Source organism: Flavobacteriales bacterium, from assembly GCA_016712535.1.
Taxonomy (GTDB): Bacteria; Bacteroidota; Bacteroidia; order Flavobacteriales_F; family PHOS-HE28; genus PHOS-HE28.
The window spans coordinates 447,931-469,287 of the sequence record JADJQW010000003.1 but is presented as its reverse complement, the minus strand read 5'-3'; the positions used below and the strand labels follow the sequence as shown (position 1 = coordinate 469,287).

Genomic DNA, 21,357 nt, shown 5'->3' with positions numbered 1-21,357 from the left:
TTCTACTCGAGGATCACTTTCCCGCGCGCAGCGCGATCACCATTCACCGCTTCGTAGAAGTACATGCCAGCAGCGCGCCCGCTGGCGTCCCATGGCAGCTGAAGCATGCCACTCTCCGGCGCCTCGCCGAGATAGAGGCCATGGACCAGGGCTCCGCTCAGATCGAATACGCGTACTTCGAGCGGTGCAGCGGGATCCAAGCCAGTGATATTGATGGTGGTGGCGCCCAAGGCCGGGTTCGGGAATGCCGTCGCGCGCAATCCATCGGCCAGCGCATCAGAGCCATGGCCTTCCTCGGGTGCGAAGGCCGCCATGCCGGGGCAGGAGAGCAAGCCGCTGTTCATGGTGCCGCCCTGATACCCGGAATTGATGTTGCGCACGATCGTGTTCACCGTATTGAACGTGTACGTCGTCACGCAGCCCCCGAGGGTCTGGTCCGCGAGGTCCGCCACCTGTTGTACCGTCCATCCCGCAAACGTGCCTTGGGCCACCACCATGTTCTTGAGGAGCACAGCAGAGGAACTGAAGGAAGCATTGACCTCATCGAAGCGGATGTTGAGCTTCAGTGCGGTGAGGTTGCCCAAGAAGGCGTTGTTGACGGCGCCTCCTGGATTGACCGTGGTTCCTGTTGGCAGCAGGTTGAAATCACCATAGAGCGGCAAGGCATTGGCAACCGCAGTTGAACTGGTGAAGCGAACCAACCGCTGACCGCATCCGATGGTGAGGTAATTCGGTGCCGGGAAGGCGCTGGCGAAGTTGGCGTGCATGTAGGCCACGGATGCAGAGCTGGTGCTTACCGAACCCCATGTATTCTGTGTCTCAGTGCGGATCCCCACGCAGCTGCCACCAGCCAAAGTGATCGTTGAGGAGCAAGAGGCGGAGCAGCCATTGGCACCGGTAACCGTGGCGGTGTAGGTGCCTGAAGAAGCAACCGTTGCAGTTGCGGAGGCCTGCACAGGCGAGGTGTTCCAAGAGTAGGTGTAAGGTGATTGGCCTCCAGTCGCAGCCACGCTCACCGTGCTGTTTCCTGCATTCGCTGAGCAACTCACCACCGGCGCGGCCTTCACCGTGACCGTGGTGGCGGCCGATGTGGAACTGCAACCGCCGTTCGACACCACTACGGTGTAGGCACCGGAAAGCGTGGCCGAGTAGTTGCTGGCCGTGGCACCGCTGATCGCTGTCCCATCGCGCCGCCATTGGTAGGTGAGACCCGTTCCTGTATTCGCGTTGAGCAGCACATTGCCGCCTGCGCAGAAGCTCGTGGTTCCACCGGCCGTGATGGTGGCCGTTGGCGCAGCACTGACCGTTACGGTCGTGGCCGCACTCGTAATGCTGCAACCGCCGCTGGTCACCACCACCGTATAGCTGCCCGCCGTCGTAGCGGTATAGCTGCTCGCCGTTGCCCCGCTGAGGTTCGTCCCATTCCGGCGCCATTGGTAGCTGTAGCCCGTACCGGCAGTGGCGCTGAGCACCACATTGCCTCCGGTGCAGAAACTCGTGGCACCGCCAGCCGTGATGCTTGCCGTGGGGGCAGCGTTCACCGTGACCGAGGTGGCTGCGCTTGTTGCGCTGCAACCGCCGCTCGTGACCACCACCGTGTAGCTTCCATTGGTCGTAGCGGTGTAGCTGATCGAAGCAGCCCCGCTGATGTTGATGCCGTTCCTGCGCCACTGGTATGCGTAACCCGTGCCTGTGCTCGCATTAAGCACGACGCTTCCGCCATTGCAGAACGTTGTCGCGCCACCAGCCGTGATCGTCGCCGAAGGCGCTGCGCTCGCGGTCACCTGGACGGCTGCGCTCGTGGTTGTGCACCCACCGCCGGTCACACGCACCGTATAGCTGCCGGTAGCGGCAGCGGTGTAGCTGCTAGCGGTCGCACCGGAGATATTGGTTCCGTTGTTCCGCCATTGATAGGTGTAGCCCGTGCCGGTGGGGGTGCTGAGCACCACATTGCCGCCGGTGCAGAAGCTCGTGGCTCCGCTGGCCGTGATACTGGCCGTGGGCGATGCATTCACCGTGACCGTGGCAGCCGCACTGGTGGTGCTGCATCCGCCATTCGTGACCACCACCGTGTAACTACCGGCCGTGGTGGCGGTGTAGCTGCTGGCTGTCGCCCCGCTGATGCTGGCGCCATTGACCCGCCATTGATGGGTGAGCCCCGATCCCGTGTTCGCGTTCAGCACCACGCTGCCGCCATTGCAGAACGTGGTTGCCCCACCGGCGGTGATCGTCGCCGAAGGCGCGGCGTTCACGGTCACCGTGGTGGCTGCGCTGGTTGTGCTGCAGCCGTTACCCGTCACCACCACCGTGTAGCTGCCCGATGCAGCAGCAGAATACGTATTGGAGGTTGAGCCGTTGATGTTGGATCCGTTGTTCCGCCATTGGTAGGTATAGCCCGTGCCGGCAGCAGCAGTTAGCAACACGCTGCCCCCTGTGCAGAAGCTTGTTGCACCGCTGGCCGTAACGCTGGCCGTGGGCGCCGCATTCACGGTGACCGATGTGGCTGCGCTCGTGGTGCTGCAGCCGCCGCTCGTGACCACAACGGTGTAGCTGCCAGCGGTGGTGGCGGTGTAGCTGCTCGTTGTGGCTCCGCTGATGTTGATGCCGTTCTTGCGCCATTGATGCGTGAGGCCTGTGCCCGTATTCGCGCTCAGCGCCACGCTCCCGCCATTGCAGAAGGTGGTGGCTCCGCCAGCGGAGATCGTTGCCGACGGCGCTGCGCTCACGGTTACGGTCGTGGCTGCGCTCGTGCTGCTGCAGCCGCCGCTGGTGACCACTACCGTGTAGCTGCCGCTGGCCGTCGCCGTGTAACTGCTCGACGTGGCACCGCTGATGTTGGTGCCGTTGTTCCGCCATTGGTAGGTGTAGCCCGTGCCTGTTGCCGCGCTGAGCAACACATTGCCGCCTGTGCAGAAGCTCGTTGCGCCGCCGGCCGAAATGCTGGCCGTTGGGGTTGATGGCGTGCCTACGCACTGGCAACTGGCGTTCCAGGTGTCGTTGGCGGTGCATGCGTTGTTGTCGTTGCATGCGGTCCCGGCTACAGCGGCTCCACCGGGCACGCCGGCGCAATCGACTTGCTGGCCGCACGCGGTCCCGATCGCGTAGCGGTAGATCACTCGCGACTTGTAGGGCTGCAGCGTGATTGATGCGCCCATCACGTTGCCGTCGGTGTCCTTCCAGCAACCGGCAGGGATGCTGAAGACCTGCGCAGTGGCTTGCTCATTGACCAGGATCATCTGACGCTGCAAGGGATCCACCGGCACGGCCGTCACCCGCTCAAGCGTGACATTGTCCAAGTAGTAGATGCCTGCGGTGTAGCTGCTGGTGAACATGCACACGCCCTGGTCCGTGCGGTCGCTCTGGAAGAAATGCTCCACATCGCGGCGGTTGGCATCGAATGGGAATGCACGCTCACCGATCCGGAAGGGATCATTGGCCTGGCTGTTGGCCTTGAATCCAACGACGAGTTCACCCATCACATCGCCCACCATGCTGAACTTCATCCGGTACCAAGCGTCCAACTGGACCCCAACAGTGGCGCTATGATTCAGGTTATGGGTGGCATAGGTCGCATTGCTGGTGAAACTCGTCTTCAGGCAGCCGACATCAAGCTTGGTGGTGTTATGAGTGATCACCCCCTGGCTGGGCCAACCGGTCCATCCGGTCACGTTGCTCCCGAAACTGCCATTCGGCACCGCTAGCGTGGCCAGCACCTGCTGGACTTCCATGCTGGGCAGGTAAAGAGGGCTGCGTGTACCGGTGGGATCCTCATTCATCACCGCCTGCCAGCGCTCCAGGGTGTAGTAGTCATGCGCGCCGGTGACCGAGTTGCGCAGATAGATGCTGCGGTCGTTGTACGGACTGAAGTAACGGTTGCCCGTCCAGGTTCCGAAGTCCACGAAATTCGCGCTGTACACATGGTACTGCTGGACCAGGAGCTGGTCCTTGTTGAGGCTGTAGAGCACGTTATTGCTGTAGACCGTGTTGTACGCCGGCACATGGAAGGGGGCCGTAGCGCCGGGGCCATTGTAGTTGCTGTAGTCGGAGATGAAGAGCTGGATCTGGTTATTGAAGAGCACATTGTCCTCGATGCGGTTGCCCGTGAACAGCATCGTATGGTCCACGTACATGCCGGAGCCCTTGCAGTTCATCACGGTGTTGCCCTTCACCAATATGTTCTTGTTGAACACATTGCCGAAGTAGATGCCCATGCAGATGGGAACGGAATGCACCCAGCCGATAGCGCTGCTCTCCACATCGCCGCTGAGGTCGCGCACCACGTTATCGCGGATGATGGCGCCGTCGGTCTGATCGAAGGTGATGCCCGCGCCATCATTGAGGATGGCCATGCTGTTGATGACCAGGTTGCGCTCCACGATGGCGTTGTTGTTCACGGCAATGCCGCAGTAGCCCACATTCTCCACATGATTGTCGCGGACGGTCATGCCCGTTCCATTGGTGCGGATGGCGATGTAGCCCATGTTCTGCTCGCCGAGGCCCTTCACCATCGCGATGTCGGTGAGGGTGCACTGCTCGAGCACTGAATTATTGTCGAGCAGCACCACCGCGCTACCATATGTGCGCTGCACATTGAGGTGGTGGAAGTGCTGGTTGTTGCCAGTGCTGTAGATGGCCTGCCAGGTATCCGTGAAGGTGCAGTTGAAGGCCTCGAGGTCGGTGGTGCCGGATAGCCGAAGGCTGGCTGTGGTATGGTGGCGGAAATGGATCTCGCTCACCTTGATGTGATGCCGCTGCCAGCCGCCGTAAATCCCGAAATCGGTCACCGCGGCCTCCACGAGCACCGTATTCGGGTTCGCGTTGCTCGGGCACCAGAGGTAGAGCATGCCTGCGGCCCGGTCATGGAACCATTCGCCGGGTGCGTCGAGCAGTGCGAGCTTGTTGCGCATGAAATAGCCCCATTGCCAGGTGCCCAGGGCGTTGCCCGTGGCCGTATGAGTAAGGGTGCTATTGCTGAATGCCGAGACATAGGCGGTATCGTAGCTCCAGTTGGTGGTGCGAATCACCGCGGTGGCACCTGTCCAATAACCGCTGGGCTGATTGAGCTCGCTGTCAGTAAGACTGGTGCTGGTGCCTTGATCAACGCGCAGCCAGCCGGTATTGGGGAAGCGCGCGATCTCTTGCAATGCGCCATTGACGAAGACCTGTTTCGTGGCTTGGCTCAAGGGCGCCTTCCAGATGTTGCCGCTATGAAGCGTCCATCCTGTAACGGCCACGCTTCCGCTGATGATGGGTTGGGCGCCGGTGCCATAAGCACCCACCTCGATGTAGGCGGTGGCGTTGCCGCTGTTTAGGATGCTCAGCTTGCCACGGTACACACCTCCGCGTTGGAACAGGATGCGGTCGCCTGGCTGGAAACTGCTGCTGAGCTGATTGGCGCGGTCGATGGTGCGCCAAGGCGTGGATTGGCTGGTTCCGTTGTTGCTGTCGTTGCCCGTGGGCGAGAGGTAGTAGGTGGCCGCATTCACGCCAAGGCCGCAAATGACCAGTATCAGGGAGAGGAGCTCGCGCATGGGTTCAATGCCACGGAGGTTCCGGATCCGGGCGCCGCGAAATTGGCCGAACCCGCGCCGCCGTAGGCTTCCGCCATCAACAGGCCATCCACAATTCGACCAGCGGCACCTGATGCCCGATAGAGCGTGATCGATCCGCAGTTACCCGGCGCAGAAGCTGTGCGAGCATTGGTTCAACCGAGCGGCCAATGTTGATAACCGGGCTCGAATGGGGCAATCCGGAGGCTTTGCAGAGGCGCGGTTTCCCGCTCCGTGGCCCGTGGGTCAACAGCCAACGCCGCTTCAGCCGAAAGCCGAATGCGCTGCGATCCCGGTTGGATTCGAACCAACGACCGCCTGCTTAGAAGGCAGGTGCTCTATCCAGCTGAGCTACGGGACCTTGCTCGGCAAAGGTGGCCATGAAAAAGGGCCAACCTAAGTTGACCCTTTACATTGTCGGGGCGGCCAGATTCGAACTGACGACCTCCTGCTCCCAAAGCAGGCGCGATACCGGGCTACGCTACGCCCCGAACGAAAAAGACCCGGCTGGCGGGCCTTTGCGGAGAGGGGGGGATTCGAACCCCCGGTACAGTTTAACCCGTACGGCAGTTTAGCAAACTACTGGTTTAAGCCACTCACCCACCTCTCCGAGTGATAGTTGGAAAGAACGCCCCCTCAAAGGGAGCGCAAATATAGACGGCTCATCCGTACGCAGCAGACCACAGGATCGCGGGGCTACTTTTGCCGCCCTTCAACCTTAAGACACCCCCCCTATGGCACGTGAAGTCGTCATCGTTTCCGCAGCACGAACCCCCATCGGATCCTTCGGCGGCAGCCTCTCGGAAGTCCCCGCCACCAAGCTTGGCGCTGCCGCGATCCAAGGCGCGCTCGCAAAGGCCGGGATCAAGGCCGAGGATGTGCAGGAGGTGATCATGGGCAGCGTGCTGCAGGCCAACCTGGGCCAGGCGCCTGCCCGGCAAGCGGCCAAATTCGCCGGGCTACCCAATGAGGTGACCTGCACCACCGTGAACAAGGTGTGCGCAAGCGGCATGAAGGCGATCATGATGGCTGCTCAGGACATCCTCTTGGGCGATGCCGATGTGGTGGTGGCGGGCGGCATGGAGAGCATGAGCCAGACCCCCTACTATGTCGAGAAGGCGCGCTATGGCTATCGGTTCGGCAACGGCGTGCTCATCGATGGCATCGGCAAGGACGGCCTCACCGACGTTTATCACCAGACCGCCATGGGCGTCAGCGCCGAGCTCTGCGCCAAGGAGCACAAGATCACCCGCGAAGAGCAGGATGCCTTCGCCATCGAGAGCTACAAGCGCAGCGCGGCCGCATGGTCCGCAGGCCGCTTCGCCGATGAAGTGGTGCCCGTGACCGTTGCCACGCGAAAAGGCGATGTGCAAGTAGCCGAGGATGAAGAGTACAAGAACGTCAACTTCGACAAGGTTCCCGGGCTGAAGCCGGTATTCCAGAAGGACGGCACGGTGACGGCGGCGAATGCCAGCACCATCAACGACGGCGCCGCGGCACTGGTGCTCATGAGCGCGGAGAAGGCAAAGGCCCTCGGCTTGAAGCCCATCGCACGGATTCTCAGCTACGCCGATGCCGAGCAGGCCCCTGAATGGTTCACCACGACCCCCGCGAAGGCATTGCCGCGGGCCGTGGAGAAGGCGGGCCTGAAGATGAGCGACATCCGATTCGTTGAGCTCAATGAAGCCTTCAGCGTGGTGGGCATCGCCAACACCAGGCTCATGGGCCTGGACCCCGCCAAGGTGAACGTGAATGGCGGCGCCGTGAGCCTCGGCCACCCATTGGGGTGCAGCGGCGCACGCATCATCGTCACGCTGATCAATGTGCTGAAGCAGAACAACGCACGCTACGGCGGTGCCGGCATCTGCAATGGTGGCGGGGGCGCGAGCGCGATGGTGATCGAAGCGCTCTGATCGCTACGGCCACCAACAGGCGGGCGTTGAACATGAACGCGCTGGGCGCCGCATGAAGCGATCCGCAGGGCGGACCTTCGTGCTGCACGGATGAAAGCCCTCTGCACCATCGGCCTGCTGATCCTCAGCAACGCCTTCATGACGTTGGCCTGGTACGGCCATCTGCGCTTCAGGGAATTCGATTGGGGCAAAGGGCTCGGGCTCTTCGCCATCATCGGCATCAGCTGGGGCATCGCCTTCTTCGAGTACGTGCTGCAGGTGCCGGCGAACCGCATCGGCAGCGATCTGCATGGGGGCCCATTCACGCTGGTCCAGCTGAAGGTGCTGCAAGACGTGATCACGCTGGTGGTGTTCACGCTCTTCCCGCTCGTTGCCTTCAAGCATGAAGCGCTGCGCTGGAACCATGCGCTGGCCGCAGTATTCCTGGTGGCAGCGGTCTGGCTCGTCTTCAAGAAGTAGCGCGGTGCGGCAGATGTGATGCTGGTTGATGCAGAGGCAGGTTGCGGATTGATGCCCCGGCATGCTTGCCTACCGACAGCAGGATGATGGTTGATGCGGATCTTGTGCACCCGTTTCACTGGGCCGTCAACCTCCAACCCTCAACAGTCCGAACCTTCAACCTTCCCCATGCACTTCCCCCTGTTCGGTGAACTCGTTGTGATCCTCGCGCTGGCGGCGGGGATCCTGCTGCTGTTCCGCCGATTCAGGCTGCCGGGCATCCTGGCATTCATCCTAACGGGCATGATCGCCGGACCTCACGGCTGGGGCTGGGTGAAGGAAGTGGAGGAAGTGGAAGCGCTCGCGGAGATCGGTGTGGTCTTCCTGCTTTTCGTCATCGGCATGGAGTTCAGCCTGAAAAAGCTCGCGAGCCTGGGCAAGACGGTCTTCGGCGGCGGTGCTATGCAAGTGGGCCTGACCATTGCGGGCGTGGCCGGCGCTCTGCATGCTTTCGGCGTGCGCACCGAGAGCGCGGTCTTCATCGGTTTCCTGACCTGCTTGAGCAGCACCGCCATCGTGCTGCGCGTGCTGCAGGAAAAGGGCCGCATGGATAGCGCGTCGGGCCGCGTGGCCACGGCCATCCTCATCTTCCAGGACATCATCGTGGTGCCCATGATGCTGATCACGCCGCTGCTGGCGGGACAGAGCCAGGACATCACCAGCGACCTGCTCCTGCTGCTCGGCAAGATGGCCCTGCTGCTGGTGGCGGTATTCCTCGGTGGCCGCTACGTCGTGCCCAGGCTGCTGCGCGCGGCGATCAAAGGGCGCGGCAATGAGCTGTTCATCATCACCATCGTGGTGATCTGCTTCGCTGCGGCCTTCACCACGCAGGCCATGGGGCTTTCGCTCGCGTTGGGCGCCTTCTTCGCGGGCCTGGTGATCAGCGAGACCGAGCATGCCTACCACGCCACGGGCATCGTGCAGCCCTTCCACGAGCTCTTCCTGAGCTTCTTCTTCGTCTCTATCGGCATGCTGGTCGATGTGCGGCTCTTCCTTGATGCGCCCCTCACGATCATCGGCCTTTTCGCTGGGGCCACCCTGCTGAAGGTGCTCGCCGCAGCGCTGGCCGTGTGGGTGCTGCGCTACCCGCTGCGCACTGCGCTCCACAGCGCGCTGGGCCTGTTCCAATTGGGCGAGTTCGGCTTCGTGCTCGCCATACCAGGCCTCAAGCATGGCCTGCTGAGCCAGGAGCATTACCAGCTCTTCCTCTCCGTGGCCATCCTGGGCATGGCCACCACGCCATTCATGCTCGATCGCAGCGAGCGCATCGTGCGCAAGGTGTTCCTTCAATTCGTCCCAGCGCGCGTGAGCAACCGCCTCGATAGCCTCATGCGCGTGAAGCGCGAGCAGGAAAAGCGCATGGCCACCGTGCTCAAGGACCATGTGGTGATCATCGGCTTCGGGCTCAATGGGCAGAACGTGGCCACCGCCGCCATGGAGAGCGGCATCCGCTGCGCCGTGGTGGAGGAGGATCCCGACTTGGCCCGTAAAGCGCAAGCGATCGGACTGCCCGTGCTCCATGGCGATGCCACCAACGACCATGTGCTGCATGAGGCGCATGTTGAGCGCGCACGGGTCGTGGTGGTCGCCATCAGTGACCCCGAAGCCACCAAGAAGATCGTGGCCTGCGTGAGAGGCATCAGCAGCGCCGTGTACATCATCGTGCGCACCCGTTACGTGCGTGAGATCCAGGCCAGCCTCGATGCCGGCGCCAACGAAGTGATCCCCGAGGAATTCGAGACCAGCATCGAGATCTTCTACCGCGTCCTCCGCAAATACCTCGTCCCTGAACAGCGCATCCAGGACCTCGTGGCCCGCATCCGCGGAGGGCATTACGGCATGCTGCGCGGCGTGAGCAGTTCCCCGGCGGTGGCGCCCCAAGCGCCATTGCCCATTCCGGGCATCGAGATCGCCACGCTGCCGGTGACCCTTGGTCGCGGCAAGGTGGTGGGCCATACCGTGGCGGAGATCGGGCTGCGCGAGAAGTACGGCATCACCGTGCTCGCGATCCGGCGCAAAGAGAGGCACATCACCAATGTGACGGGCAGCACGCGCATCCTCACCGATGATGTGCTCTACCTGCTCGGAAGCCCGGAGGCCATCGTGCGGCTTGACCAGGAGCTGCGGTGATCGTGAATGGCTCGGGCTCCCTGTTCTTCGCGGATCCAAGGACCACGAATACCGGGAAATCCGCCGGGAAGCTGATGCTCGGCTGTCAGGGAAATGCTGTGCGCAGAAGACCGGGCTTCAGAGAACCACGGGACCCGGCAACCTCTCGCCCGGTACCTTCGCCCCATGTCGCTCCAAGAGCTCGCGGAAAAAGTGGTTGCGCGCATGCATGACCATGACCCGTTCAGCATCTGGCTCGGAATCGAGCGGCTGAAGGTGGAACCCGGGCAATGCGTCCTGCGGATGAGCGTGCGCGATGAGATGCTCAATGGCTTCGCCATCGCGCATGGCGGGATCACCTACTCCCTTGCCGATAGCTGCCTCGCCTTCGCCAGCAACAGCCATGGCATCCAGAGCGTGAGCGTGGAGACCAGCATCAGCCACACCAAGGCCGTGAAAGCCGGCGACGTGCTCACCGCCACCAGCAAGGAGATGAGCCTTACTCGTAGCATCGCCATCTACTACATCACCGTGACCAATCAGGACCTCGAGCAAGTGGCCCTCTTCAAGGGCACCGTTTACCGCACGGGCAAACCCTGGTTCCCGCAAACGCACCAATCGACCTGAATGAAAGAAGCCTACATCGTTGACGCCGTGCGCACGCCCATCGGCAGCTTCGCCGGGGCCTTGGCGCCCGTTCGTGCGGACGACCTTGCCGCTCATGTGCTGCGCGAATTGATGAACCGCCACCCTGCGCTCGCCCCCGAAGCCATCGACGACGTGATCATGGGATGCGCCAATCAAGCGGGCGAGGACAATCGCAACGTGGCACGCATGGCCCTTCTGCTGGCGGGCCTGCCCGTGACCGTGCCGGGAGAGACCGTGAACCGGCTCTGCGCCTCGGGCATGAGCGCGGTGGTGGGCGCGGCGCGCGCAATCGCCGCGTCGAACGGCGAGCTCTTCATCGCAGGCGGGGTGGAGCACATGACCCGCGGCCCTTGGGTGATGAGCAAGACCAGCACGCCCTACGGCCGCGATGCACAGCTCTTCGATAGCAGCTTCGGCTGGCGCTTCGTGAACCCGCGCATGAAGGAGCGATTCGGCACCGACGCCATGGGCGAGACGGCCGAGAACCTGCTCGATGCGAACCCCATCTCGCGCGAGGACCAGGACCGCTTCGCGCTGTGGAGCCAGCAGAAGGCAACCGCCGCGCAAACAAGCGGCCGGCTCGCCAAGGAGATCGCACCGGTGCCGATCCCTCAGCGGAAAGGCGATCCAGTCCTCTTCGCACAGGATGAGTTCGTGAAACCCAAGTCCACGATCGAAGGACTTTCCGCCCTGAAACCAGCATTCCGGAAGAACGGCACCGTAACGGCCGGTAACGCAAGCGGGCTCAATGATGGCGCCGCCGCTCTGCTGGTGGCCAGTGAGCTTGCACTGAAACTGCACGGCCTCGTGCCCAAGGCGCGCATCGTGAGCAGTGCGGTGGTTGGTGTGGAGCCCCGCATCATGGGCATCGGGCCGGTGAGTGCCACCAAGCTTGCGCTGGCACGTGCTGGCCTCACCTTGGACCAGATTGACCTTTTCGAACTGAATGAAGCCTTCGCGGCGCAGGTTCTGAGCTGCACCCGCTCGCTGGGCATCGCCGATGATGATCCACGGATCAACCCCAATGGCGGGGCTATCGCCTTGGGCCACCCGCTGGGCATGAGCGGCGCCCGGCTCCTGCAAACCGCAGCCATTGAGCTTCAGGCACTTGGCAAGCGTTACGCGCTCTGCACCATGTGCATCGGCGTTGGCCAGGGGTACTCCGTGGTCATCGAGCGCTGTTGAAATCCATCCGTCGATCTGGCGGAGCACTGGCTTCACATCAATGCTAGCTTGGCCGACCTAAACGCCTGCTCCATGCTCCCTCAGGAACAGATAAACCTGTACATCGCCGAACGCCCGGAATGGCAGCGGAAGATGCTGGTGCGGCTGCGGCAATTGATCCACACCGTGGATGAGGAGATCGAGGAGACCTGGAAATGGAACAGCCCGCATTTCGACCATGATGGCATCATGATCGGCCTGCAAGCCTTCAAGGAGCACGTGGCCGTGTGGTTCCACAAGGGCGCGCTGATCAAGGACCCGAATAAGCTCTTCGAGAAGGACGATGCCAAGGGCATGCGCTCCTACAAGCTGCGTGAAACGGACACCATCAACGAGGCCGCTTTCGTTGATCTGGTGAAGCAAGCCGTGAAGGTGAACATGAGCGGAGCCAAGCTATCAGACGCCAAGCCCGCCCGGAAAGCCCTCGTGGTGCCGCCCGAACTGGAGAATTGCCTGAAGAAGGATGAGGAAGCGTGGGCGCACTGGGAGAATTTCAGCTACTCCCATAAGAAGGAATACGTGGAATGGGTCACCGACGCCAAGCAGGACGAGACCCGGAAGCGCCGTATCGCACAGGCGCTGGAAATGATCCGTGCCGGGGTGGGCAAAGAAGACAAGCACCGGGTTTGACCGGCATATCGAACAACGAAAAAGCCCCCGTCGCCGGGGGCTTTTCATTTCAGGGTCGTGCCTTATTCGGCAGAGGAAGCCGCTGCGTCACGCTTCTCGGTGTGCCTGGCGAAGCGCTTCTTGAACTTGTCCACGCGGCCTGCGGTGTCGACCAGCATCATCTTGCCGGTGTAGAAGGGATGGCTGGTGTAGCTGATGTCGAGCTTGATCAGGGGGTACTCGTTGCCGTCCTCCCATTTCATGCTGTCCTTGGTGGCAGCGCAGCTCTTGCCGAGGAACATGTACTCGTTGCTCATGTCCTTGAAAACCACCGTGCGGTAGTTCTCGGGATGGATGCCTTTCTTCATGGCCTTGTCTCGTTAATGCCGCCCTCCTGCGAGCGGGGCGCAAATGTAGCTGTTAACCTCATTCAGGCAAGCTCCGGAGACACCCTTAGGCAATGATCTGCCCGACCGTGCGTATGGGCATTCGGTTCCGGCCATATTTGCCCGCCTTGAAGCTCACCCGCCTCCTCCCCTTCCTAGCTGCTGCAGTACTGCTGGTCAATTGCCGCAAGGACAAGCTCTTCACGGACGACCCCGTGACCTTGGATTTCAGCCAGGCCGAGGTGCTGTTCGACACCGTTTTTACCCAGAACCCCTTCTCGGTGACCAAGCGATTCCGGGTGCGCAACCCCGATTCGCAAGGGGTGCGGGTCGATATCGCTCTCGAAGGCGGCAGCCCCTCCCCCTTCCGGATCAATGTCGATGGCGCCGCAGGCACCAGTTTCCAGGATGTGGAGATCCTGGGAGGCGACAGCATTTATGTCTTCGTGGAAGCGAGCCTGGACCAGACCGGGCAGAGCACTCCGCTGATCCATGAGGACCACATCGTGTTCCTCACCAACGGCACCGAACAGAAGGTGAAACTGGTTGCTTGGGGGCAGGATGCGCACTACTTCAGGCCCGACAATTTCCCAAGCGGCCTGCCCGCCTACAGCATCATCGCAGGGCTCGATGACAATGGCAACAGCATCTGCGAGACCGTGACCTGGCCAAACGACAAGCCCTACGTGATCTACGGTTATGCGGTGGTCGACTCCTGCAGCAAGCTCATCATCGACCCTGGTGTCCGCGTGCATGTTCATGGCGGAGGCGGCCTGTGGATCTATCGATGGGGACAGATCGAAGCCAATGGCGATGTGAGCAGTCCGATCACCTTCCAAAGCGACCGCCTCGAGGCGCTCTATGCCGAATTGCCCGGCCAGTGGGATCGGATCTGGATCAACGATGGCCCGGCCGGCGGCGACAACAAGTTGAAGAATGTCGTCATCAAGAACGCGTTGGTGGGCGTGCAATGCGAGACCTGGCCTGGAGTGCCAGATGCGGTGACCAGCCAGGCCAAGCTGATCCTGGAGGACGTGAAGATCCGCAACTGCAGCGCCGCGGGGATACTGAGCCGCAATTACCGGATCGATGCCGCCAACCTGCTGGTGAGTGATTGCGGTCAATATTGCCTGGCGCTCACCGGTGGCGGCGCGTACCGGTTCCGGCACATGACCGTGGCCAACTACTGGAGCTACGGCATCCGCAACACGCCGGCTTTCATCATGACCAACACTTACGCGGACATCACCGGCACTTTGCAGGTCCGGGACATCGACACCAGCGTATTCAAGAACAGCATCATCCATGGAGCGAACACCAACGAGTTCAAGCTCGAGTTCGATGCGCTGGCCACGCCGGACCTTCTCTTCGACCGCATGATGCTGAAGACCGATCAGAGCACGACCGGCGATTTCTTCGACCCGCTGAACATCTACCGGAACCAGAACCACGGCTTCGTGAGCGTGACCGACCGCGACTTCCACCTCACTTCCTCAGCCTTTGCCCGGGACAAGGCCGACGGCGCAGGCCCCTTCCTCGATCTGGACGGCGTGGCACGGGGCGCAGATGGACTGCCCGACCTGGGCTGCTACGACTATGTGCCCTGATCAGCCCAACCCGAGCAGGAAACGAAGGGTATCCACTCCATCAGCGTAGTCGCTCAGGGCCGGGTGCTGGGCCTCCCCGAAGGCGATGCCATCGCGCGCCACCACGCACTGGATCTTCTGCTGGTTGGCCTCGATGTACGCGAGCGCCTCTTCCTTGCGGTCGTAGCGCTGGTAGAAGAGCGCCGCAACCGGGCTCGCCAATGCGGCATCCTCCTTCATGAGCAAGAAGCCGTTCTCGAGGAAAGGCACGCGGTCGAGCAGCCAGAGCGCGCGCGTGTAGTCGTAGTTGTTGCCGTACTTGTTGTGGTGGACGATCGCCGACCAGGGGTAGAAGGCCCTGAATATCCGATCGAGGTCGAAGCTGCGCGGCACCAGCAATTTGCTCACGTTTCGGCAGCCCAGTCCGAAATAGCGGAACACATCCTCGCCCAATGCGGCCAGCTGTCCATCGGTCTCGGTGCCATCGAGCACGGCGATGCTCACGCGGCTCTTGCGCACGATGCGCGGCACATGCCTGAAATAGTGATCGAAGTACCGGGCGGTGTTGTCGCTGCCGGTGGCGATCAGCGCATCCACCTCCCCGAGCTTCCCCGTCAGCGTGATGAGGCGTTCGGAGGTGCCGGGCAGGAAATGGTCGAGCACCCCCAGCAGCGCGGGAATCAACTCCGGCTCCTGCGAAGAGCATTTGATCCGAGCCCGATGGCCCGAGAGGAACACGGTGATGACATCGTGAAGCCCGACCAGCGGCACATTGCCCGCGAGGATGAGGCCGATGGTCCTTGGCCGGACCTCGCTGGACTGAAGCTCAGGATAACGAGCCAGCCATTCCGCAAGCGAGGCACCGGCCAGCGATTGGGCCCAAGCGCCGAGCGCGAAGCGCACATTCTCCTCCGTGGCCCAGCCGGAATGCTGCTGCGCCCTGCGGATGAGGGAATCCAGCGTGCCGAACTCAATCTCCGAAAGACCGATGGAATGCCCCGGCCAAGCGGACCCTGCGCCCAGAGCATGCATCACCGCGCCGAGCTGCTCGAGCGCCGATCGCCGTTGTTCCGATCCGTTCATGCTCCTCTGGTGGTCACATCGCGCCGATCCGCCCGGCTATCTTCGCGGCGCTAAAAGTATCCCGCACCACCATGGCCATCATGATCACCGACGAATGCATCAACTGCGGCGCCTGCGAACCGGAGTGCCCCAACAATGCCATCTATGAGGGCGGCGCTGAATGGCGGCTGGCCGATGGCACCGCGCTCCACGGGCCGCAGACCACACCGATGGGCAACAGCTACGATGCCGATGCGGCCAATGCGCCTAAGACCATGGACGTTTACTACATCGTGGCCGACAAATGCACCGAATGCACCGGGTTCCACGACGAGCCGCAATGCGCTGCCGTGTGCCCGGTCGATTGCTGCGTGGACGACCCCGACCATCGCGAGACCAAGGAGCAGCTGATGGCCAAGAAGGAGTTCATGCACCTGTAGCGAACTGATGGTGAAGCCGCCGTTCGAGCTGCGCCAACGGCGTGATTTCGGGCAGCTGATCAGCGGCTCTTTCGCGCTGATGCGCCAGCATGGCCGGCCCTTGTACCGAGCCATCGCCGTGAGCTGCCTGCCGCTCCTGCTCTTCGGGGCCTACCTCATCGGCGGGGGCTTTGGGCAGATGATGGGGGCGCGCACGCAAGACCCTTTCGCATCCAGCGGCGACCGCTTCGCCTACGGCGGAATCATGATCGGCGCGGCATACGTGCTCTTCGCGCTATTGATCGTGTTCCTGCATGCGCTGGTGCATGAATTCCTCCGCGCGCACGATCGCGGCGAGTCGAGCTCAGCAACCACGGGTTTCCTGGTGAAACGCGCGCTGGGCCGGCTCTTCCACTATCTCGGCATCCTGACCTTGCTGGGCCTTATGGCAGGCGGATCGGCCGTGGTCTTCGTCTTGCTGATCCTGCTGGAGGAGCCGGTGCTCAGCGTAGTGGCCGTCATGGGCATGATAGCCGCCGTCCTGGCCGTCACCACCTACGCATCGCTCGCGAGCGCAGCACAGGCCGTTGAGCGCATGGGCGTGGCTTCGGCGATGCGGCGTTCATTCATGCTGGTGCGCGGGGACTTCTGGCCCACGCTCGGGGTCTCGATGGTGATGGGCCTGATCGTGGGCGCGATCGGCTACATCGTGCAGATCCTGGGCGTTGTGGTGATGATGCTCTTGATGTTCCTGGGTGCATCCGGCGATCCAGAGGCGATGAACTCGGTGATGCCGATCGTGATGTCGGTGTTCTTCGGATTGCAGTTCGGGGTGATGCTCTTCACCTATCCGCTTCCTTGCGCGTGCATGGTGCTGAAGCTCTGCAGCCGCGTTGAAGAGACCGAAGGGCGCGGCCTGCGCTCGCGGATCGAGGCTTTCGATGCGATCTGAGCCCGATCAGCGCAGCCACTCCAGTTCCACGCGCCGCTCTCCGGGATCGCGCCCCAAGCTGCGGCTGTCGCCGTAATAATTCACCAGCAGGCGGTCGCCGTCGATGCCCCGTGATAGGAGGTAGCCCCGGACGGCCTTCGCGCGCTGCTCGCTGAGCCAGAGGTTGCGTGCAGGATCACCGCTGCGATCGGTATAGCCGGTGATGAGGACTTTGTCCTGCGGTGATCGGGCCAATTGCTCGAAGACCTCATTGAGCAGAACGCGCTGATCCGGCTCGAGCGAGGTGCTGTTCCGCCCGAACCGGACGGCGAGGTTGCGGCCGGTGAGCGCTGCGAGATTGGCGGAGGGGTTCTCCTCGTTACCACGCGCACGTGCATCCTTCATGTCGATCTCCAACCCGGTGAGTCGGTCTTCCATGTCCTCCATGCGGTCGCGCAGCTCCCAGAGCTCCTGGCGCTGGTCCATGCGGTCGATGCGCTGGTTGATGGCGTCGAGCTCCTGCTTCAGCCAACGGTCCCGCTTGCGAATGCGCGATGATGGGACAGCGCCGGAAGCGGTTCCGATGGAATCGGGGACGGCGCGATCGGCAATTCCCTGCAGGAGGCCCCCGGCTAACTCGGGATCCGATCCCGCCCCGCCGCCGGTGTCAGCCATGCGCAGGTCAAGGGCGCAGAGGTAGTTCTCCTGGTCGAACACGGTGCCGCAGGTGCTGTTGATGCGTTCGGCTTGTCCCGGCGGGATTGGCTCAGCCCCGAGCACATTCAACTGGCTCAATGGAAGCAGGTCGGCCCGCAGCTGCCGCTCGAGTTCCTGCCGCTGGCTGCGCACGTAGTAATACACCGCCAGGTATTTGTCCTGTTCCGCGCCTCCATCCACGCCGAATCGGGCGTTGCTCCAATCGATCCGCGTCAGGCGCTCCAACTGGCCGCGCGTGCTGGGGCTCAGCGCAACGCGATCCGAACCTGGATGCAGTTGGAAAACCGCTGCCGCGATCAATGCATCAATATCGGTGGCCATGGCTTCAGCCGGCAGATCGCTCTTCACGCCTTGCTTGGTGAAATGGACGCGCGCATCCAAGTAGGCTCCGATCGCCGATTCAACCAGCCTGTCGAGCATGACCGCATCCTCAGCAGGCGCATCGCTCAGGCGCTGCAGCTCGAAGGCAGTGCCCGGGTCCCGGGCCGATCTCCAGATGGCACGCATCACCGGGCCTGCTCCCTGTCCAGCACCCGAGACCTCCACGATGATGTCTGTGCCATTGCACGCGGAAACCAACCGGGATGGCTGCGGCCAAGCATGATGAGCGGTGAGCAAGGCGATCGCCCAACCCGTGGACCGGTATGCACCAACCAAGGTCATAGCCTCGCCTTCACGGCATTTCGAACCGCTTCGATCTGCAATCGCTCACGCGCCCAGCGCCATGCCTCGTTGCGTGAGTCGAACACCCGGAATGGGAAGCGAGGACGGTGCACTTGCCGGAAGAACTCCAACTGGCCGCGGCATTGCGCGTTGGCCGTGTACACCGCAACCGGGTGGCCCTGAGCGCGGCAAACGCGCACCAGCAGCGCACGGGCGCTGTCATCAACGGCCACGCCGGGCGCATGATCGATGAGCACCGGCACGCGGCCCGTGGCATCCATGGCAGCCACCAGCCTGATCATCTCCTTCATCACCTTCGGCCGCAACTGCGCGCCCTCGAGCAGGACAAGGTGCAGCACCCCCTCATCACGCCACAATTCGAAGGGCTGTTCGAAGACGGGAGGCTCCCATTGAAGCATGCGGCAAGCTAGAAGCGTTGAAGCGGCTGGCATCGGCCCGTGCCCGGTGCGATCTCAACACCGCATGTGCATAAGGTGGATCACTGGTGAGCGGCTACCTTGGTGGCATGAATGCCATTGAACGACCGGCTTCCTCGGAATTCGCCGCTTACTACTTGCCGTACATCGCCCGCTGCGAGGGCGACGACCTGATGGCCGTTCTCAAGTTGGCCTCGGAGCGATTCGAATCGATGACCGCATCCCTTCCCGAGGCCATGGGCGATCACCGGTACGCTGAAGGCAAATGGTCGATCAAGGAAGTGCTGCAGCACCTGATCGACTGCGAGCGGGTGTTCGCGTATCGGGCCTTGCGCTTCGCGCGCAACGATGCCACCGAGCTCCATGGCTTCGATGAAGATGCCTATGCGCCAGCTGCGGAGGCCGACCGCCGCTCCATGCCTGACCTCCGCTCCGAGCATGCGGCCGTGCGTGCAGCGAGCATCGCCCTATTCGGGAGCTTCACGCGGGCCATGCTGTTGCGGCACGGCACCGCCAATGGCAACCACTTCTCGGTGCGCGCGCTGGGCTGGGCCATCGCGGGCCACGAGCAGCACCATCTTGATGTGATCAACCAACGCTACCTCGCACATGGCTAAGACCATTCAGCGCTGGTTCGACCTGTATGGCGAGAGCCATCAGAACCCCTTGAATAAGCTCATCCATTGGATCTGCGTACCGACCATCTTCTTCTGCGTGGTCGGGCTGATCGCATCCCTGCCGCCAGAGGAACTTCCTCATATCGGCCGAATCCCTTGGGCGAAGCTCATCGTCGGGCTGGTGGTGCTCGGATTCTACGTGCCTCGCTCGCTCACCCTGGCCATCGGCATGGCTTTGTGGGGATACGCTTGCCTGTGGATGTCAAAGGCCCTGATCGACCACGCGCCCTGGCCGCTCTGGGCCATCTGCCTTGTGCTCTTCGCGGCAGCCTGGGTTGGGCAATTCATCGGTCATCACATCGAAGGCAAGAAGCCGAGCTTCCTGACGGACCTTCAGTTCCTGCTCATCGGGCCGGCCTGGCTGATGGGCTTCATCTACCGTCGGCTTGGCATCCCCTATTGAGCGCCCCGCGCTCAGTGCAACTCGCGGATCATGCGCAGCAATGCGCCGCGGACACCATCACGGCCATTCGCAAGCGCATCGGGCATCGGAAGCACGCGGTGCCTGGGTTGTTCTCCGCGATCGGGCGGTGCATCGCTCACGCCTTCGGGGATGTACCGGAGCAAGGGGATCTCCAGTCGCAGGCCCGAACCCGGTGCGAGCACGGTCGCAGTTCGGCCACCCGTGAAGCTGTGCGCATTCGTGGCGGTCTCCTCTCCGATCAACCGGGCCCGCCCGGTGCGGTGCGCGATCATCGCCAATAATGCAGCGGCATCGCGAGTGCCCCCGTCGCACACCACATAAACGCGTCCGTCGTAAGCTTCCCGGTCGGGGGTGACGAGAGCCAATCGCGGATCATCGGGCCTCAAAGAAGCGCTGCCTTGCTGCGGTGGCAGGTAGTTGCGGTCCACGCTCGCAACGAACTCATCCGGCAAACGAACCGCACCCGGGAGCGCATGCGGCTGCGTTGCGCGAACGGTGATGCCCTGCACCAGCCTGAAGGGTTCGCGTGCAATGGAGGCGAAAACCCATTCGGCCATGCCCAATTCTCGCCCGCCAGCGCCGCGCAGGTCGAGCACCAGCGCCTTCGCATCCTCCGCACGGGCTTCCTTGAGAACGGATTCCAGGAAGGCCTTCGGCTTCTGACCACTGCTCTTGAGCACTTCCGGATCGAGCGTGGTCAGGCTCACCCAGAGCGCAGCGCTCTCCTTATCCCACGCGCTGCGCCAAGGATGAAGCGCGAGGCCTGATGGCTTCAGGCTGCGCGCAATCTCCTCTTGTCGCAGGCCGGCAACGACATCCTCGTGCCGATCTCCATCGACCGTCTCTGTTTCGACGATATAGCTCCTGGCCGAACCGTAGGTGAGCAGGAAGAGCCATGAGAAGCGCTCCTGCACCTGGTGCCAGCGCCCCGACTGATTCGCACCATCAGCGGCGACCCATTGGCCGAGGTCGCGGATGATGCGCTCGGCACCAAGGCCGTTTATGGAAATGACCCGTGAGCCCGGCGCGAAGCTGCGGAAGCCCTTGAGCTCCGCGTTGATGTAGAGTTCCTCATCGATGAGGCGCACGGTGAACGGCAGCAAGAAGGCCTCGCTCATGATCCGGTCCACCAAGGCTGAATCCAGTTCCGCACGCAGCCTTGAGTCTCCGATGCGAGCGAGCACGGGCATCATCCTTCTCAGGAAAAGATCGGCAGTGAGCGGTTCACGAAGCGAATCAATGAGCTGGTCAAAGGCCCAATCGAGCTCGCCGCGCGTAATGAACCGGTAAGGGTCTGGATGCGCTTGGTGGATGGCGACCCGCAAGAGCTCGGCATCTGCCCGCAGCCTCTCCGGATAGATGAGCGACCCGAAACCGCCATGCTGCCCGCGAAGCAAGAGAGCCAGCGGAGCAAGAACCAACAGCACCATCCATCTGCGCATCGGCGCAAAGCTATGGAGGCCAGCAAAGGCAAAGCGCCTGAGACGAAGAAAGCCCCCGCGATC

The 21,357-nt window shown here is 62.4% G+C and carries 17 protein-coding genes and 3 tRNA genes; 11 read left to right on the top strand and 9 right to left on the bottom strand.

All coding sequences use genetic code 11. From position 1 onward, the window contains the following. Positions 1 to 2: 2 nt before the first annotated feature. The 4 genes from IPK70_12260 to IPK70_12245 all read right to left on the bottom strand — a co-directional run bounded on the left by IPK70_12260 (position 3) and on the right by IPK70_12245 (position 6,159). Positions 3 to 5,531 carry a right-handed parallel beta-helix repeat-containing protein gene (locus IPK70_12260; protein ID MBK8227929.1) on the bottom strand — a complete coding sequence of 1,843 codons (5,529 nt, stop codon included), beginning with the start codon at positions 5,529 to 5,531 and terminating at the stop codon, positions 3 to 5. 305 nt (positions 5,532 to 5,836) lie between these two features. Further along, positions 5,837 to 5,910, bottom strand: a tRNA-Arg gene (locus IPK70_12255). A 56-nt stretch (positions 5,911 to 5,966) separates the two neighbouring features. Continuing rightward, positions 5,967 to 6,040 (bottom strand) — tRNA-Pro (locus tag IPK70_12250). Positions 6,041 to 6,070: 30 nt separating this feature from the next. After that, positions 6,071 to 6,159 (bottom strand) — tRNA-Ser (locus IPK70_12245). A 124-nt stretch (positions 6,160 to 6,283) separates the two neighbouring features. On the opposite strand from IPK70_12245, the gene IPK70_12240 reads away from it, so the two are divergent. From IPK70_12240 to IPK70_12215, 6 genes are all read left to right on the top strand, one after another. After that, positions 6,284 to 7,462, top strand: a complete 1,179-nt coding sequence (locus IPK70_12240) for an acetyl-CoA C-acyltransferase (protein MBK8227928.1) — start codon at positions 6,284 to 6,286, stop codon at positions 7,460 to 7,462. Between the two features lie 90 nt (positions 7,463 to 7,552). Further along, positions 7,553 to 7,921, top strand: coding sequence for a DMT family protein (locus tag IPK70_12235; protein ID MBK8227927.1), 369 nt, complete (start codon positions 7,553 to 7,555; stop codon positions 7,919 to 7,921). A gap of 168 nt (positions 7,922 to 8,089) precedes the next feature. Beyond that, on the top strand, positions 8,090 to 10,090 hold the full coding sequence (locus tag IPK70_12230; protein MBK8227926.1) for a cation:proton antiporter: 2,001 nt from the start codon (positions 8,090 to 8,092) through the stop codon (positions 10,088 to 10,090). Between the two features lie 165 nt (positions 10,091 to 10,255). Continuing rightward, on the top strand, positions 10,256 to 10,696 hold the full coding sequence (locus IPK70_12225) for a hotdog fold thioesterase (GenBank protein MBK8227925.1): 441 nt from the start codon (positions 10,256 to 10,258) through the stop codon (positions 10,694 to 10,696). Next, positions 10,697 to 11,902, top strand: a complete 1,206-nt coding sequence (gene pcaF / locus IPK70_12220) for a 3-oxoadipyl-CoA thiolase (GenBank protein MBK8227924.1) — start codon at positions 10,697 to 10,699, stop codon at positions 11,900 to 11,902. 72 nt (positions 11,903 to 11,974) lie between these two features. After that, positions 11,975 to 12,571 (top strand): YdeI/OmpD-associated family protein, encoded by a 597-nt coding sequence (locus tag IPK70_12215; protein MBK8227923.1) that lies wholly within the window; start codon positions 11,975 to 11,977, stop codon positions 12,569 to 12,571. Positions 12,572 to 12,633: 62 nt separating this feature from the next. Here the strand turns inward: IPK70_12215 and IPK70_12210 are convergent, their stop codons facing one another. Next, complete coding sequence (locus IPK70_12210; GenBank protein ID MBK8227922.1) at positions 12,634 to 12,918, bottom strand: type B 50S ribosomal protein L31; 285 nt, start codon at positions 12,916 to 12,918, stop codon at positions 12,634 to 12,636. 146 nt (positions 12,919 to 13,064) lie between these two features. On the opposite strand from IPK70_12210, the gene IPK70_12205 reads away from it, so the two are divergent. Next, positions 13,065 to 14,543, top strand: a complete 1,479-nt coding sequence (locus IPK70_12205; GenBank protein MBK8227921.1) for a hypothetical protein — start codon at positions 13,065 to 13,067, stop codon at positions 14,541 to 14,543. Here IPK70_12205 and IPK70_12200 read toward each other — a convergent pair whose 3' ends face one another. Then, on the bottom strand, positions 14,544 to 15,605 hold the full coding sequence (locus tag IPK70_12200; protein MBK8227920.1) for an acyl-CoA reductase: 1,062 nt from the start codon (positions 15,603 to 15,605) through the stop codon (positions 14,544 to 14,546). 71 nt (positions 15,606 to 15,676) lie between these two features. Between IPK70_12200 and IPK70_12195 the strand changes: the two genes are divergently transcribed. Then, a complete protein-coding gene (locus IPK70_12195) occupies positions 15,677 to 16,024 on the top strand; it encodes a 4Fe-4S dicluster domain-containing protein (GenBank protein ID MBK8227919.1) in 348 nt (115 codons plus the stop codon). Between the two features lie 7 nt (positions 16,025 to 16,031). After that, entirely contained in the window at positions 16,032 to 16,955 is a 924-nt protein-coding gene (locus tag IPK70_12190; protein MBK8227918.1) for a hypothetical protein, read from the top strand. A gap of 6 nt (positions 16,956 to 16,961) precedes the next feature. Here IPK70_12190 and IPK70_12185 read toward each other — a convergent pair whose 3' ends face one another. Together IPK70_12185 and IPK70_12180 are read right to left on the bottom strand one after the other, a co-directional pair. Beyond that, positions 16,962 to 18,197 carry an OmpA family protein gene (locus tag IPK70_12185; protein MBK8227917.1) on the bottom strand — a complete coding sequence of 412 codons (1,236 nt, stop codon included), beginning with the start codon at positions 18,195 to 18,197 and terminating at the stop codon, positions 16,962 to 16,964. A 113-nt stretch (positions 18,198 to 18,310) separates the two neighbouring features. Next, positions 18,311 to 18,733: a hypothetical protein gene (locus IPK70_12180; protein ID MBK8227916.1), complete on the bottom strand. Its 423-nt coding sequence runs from the start codon at positions 18,731 to 18,733 to the stop codon at positions 18,311 to 18,313. Between the two features lie 107 nt (positions 18,734 to 18,840). Between IPK70_12180 and IPK70_12175 the strand changes: the two genes are divergently transcribed. Further along, positions 18,841 to 19,368, top strand: coding sequence for a DinB family protein (locus IPK70_12175; GenBank protein MBK8227915.1), 528 nt, complete (start codon positions 18,841 to 18,843; stop codon positions 19,366 to 19,368). Continuing rightward, the gene (locus IPK70_12170; protein MBK8227914.1) at positions 19,361 to 19,831 is read left to right on the top strand and encodes a DUF962 domain-containing protein; all 471 of its coding nucleotides are present in this window, start codon (positions 19,361 to 19,363) and stop codon (positions 19,829 to 19,831) included. Before IPK70_12175 ends, IPK70_12170 begins: the two co-directional genes overlap by 8 nt. An 11-nt stretch (positions 19,832 to 19,842) precedes the next feature. Here the strand turns inward: IPK70_12170 and IPK70_12165 are convergent, their stop codons facing one another. Further along, entirely contained in the window at positions 19,843 to 21,294 is a 1,452-nt protein-coding gene (locus IPK70_12165; GenBank protein MBK8227913.1) for a hypothetical protein, read from the bottom strand. Between the last annotated feature and the right edge of the window lie 63 nt (positions 21,295 to 21,357).

Excerpts from the sequence above, each read along its gene's own strand:
- IPK70_12235 (MBK8227927.1), top strand. The coding sequence starts at position 7,553 with ATGAAAGCCCTCTGCACCATCGGCCTGCTGATCCTCAGCAACGCCTTC.
- IPK70_12210 (MBK8227922.1), bottom strand. The coding sequence starts at position 12,918 with ATGAAGAAAGGCATCCATCCCGAGAACTACCGCACGGTGGTTTTCAAG.
- IPK70_12230 (MBK8227926.1), top strand. The coding sequence starts at position 8,090 with ATGCACTTCCCCCTGTTCGGTGAACTCGTTGTGATCCTCGCGCTGGCG.
- IPK70_12190 (MBK8227918.1), top strand. The coding sequence starts at position 16,032 with ATGGTGAAGCCGCCGTTCGAGCTGCGCCAACGGCGTGATTTCGGGCAG.
- IPK70_12180 (MBK8227916.1), bottom strand. The coding sequence starts at position 18,733 with ATGCTTCAATGGGAGCCTCCCGTCTTCGAACAGCCCTTCGAATTGTGG.
- IPK70_12215 (MBK8227923.1), top strand. The coding sequence starts at position 11,975 with ATGCTCCCTCAGGAACAGATAAACCTGTACATCGCCGAACGCCCGGAA.
- IPK70_12225 (MBK8227925.1), top strand. The coding sequence starts at position 10,256 with ATGTCGCTCCAAGAGCTCGCGGAAAAAGTGGTTGCGCGCATGCATGAC.
- IPK70_12260 (MBK8227929.1), bottom strand. The coding sequence starts at position 5,531 with ATGCGCGAGCTCCTCTCCCTGATACTGGTCATTTGCGGCCTTGGCGTG.
- IPK70_12175 (MBK8227915.1), top strand. The coding sequence starts at position 18,841 with ATGAATGCCATTGAACGACCGGCTTCCTCGGAATTCGCCGCTTACTAC.
- pcaF (MBK8227924.1), top strand. The coding sequence starts at position 10,697 with ATGAAAGAAGCCTACATCGTTGACGCCGTGCGCACGCCCATCGGCAGC.
- IPK70_12240 (MBK8227928.1), top strand. The coding sequence starts at position 6,284 with ATGGCACGTGAAGTCGTCATCGTTTCCGCAGCACGAACCCCCATCGGA.
- IPK70_12200 (MBK8227920.1), bottom strand. The coding sequence starts at position 15,605 with ATGAACGGATCGGAACAACGGCGATCGGCGCTCGAGCAGCTCGGCGCG.
- IPK70_12195 (MBK8227919.1), top strand. The coding sequence starts at position 15,677 with ATGGCCATCATGATCACCGACGAATGCATCAACTGCGGCGCCTGCGAA.
- IPK70_12165 (MBK8227913.1), bottom strand. The coding sequence starts at position 21,294 with ATGCGCAGATGGATGGTGCTGTTGGTTCTTGCTCCGCTGGCTCTCTTG.
- IPK70_12170 (MBK8227914.1), top strand. The coding sequence starts at position 19,361 with ATGGCTAAGACCATTCAGCGCTGGTTCGACCTGTATGGCGAGAGCCAT.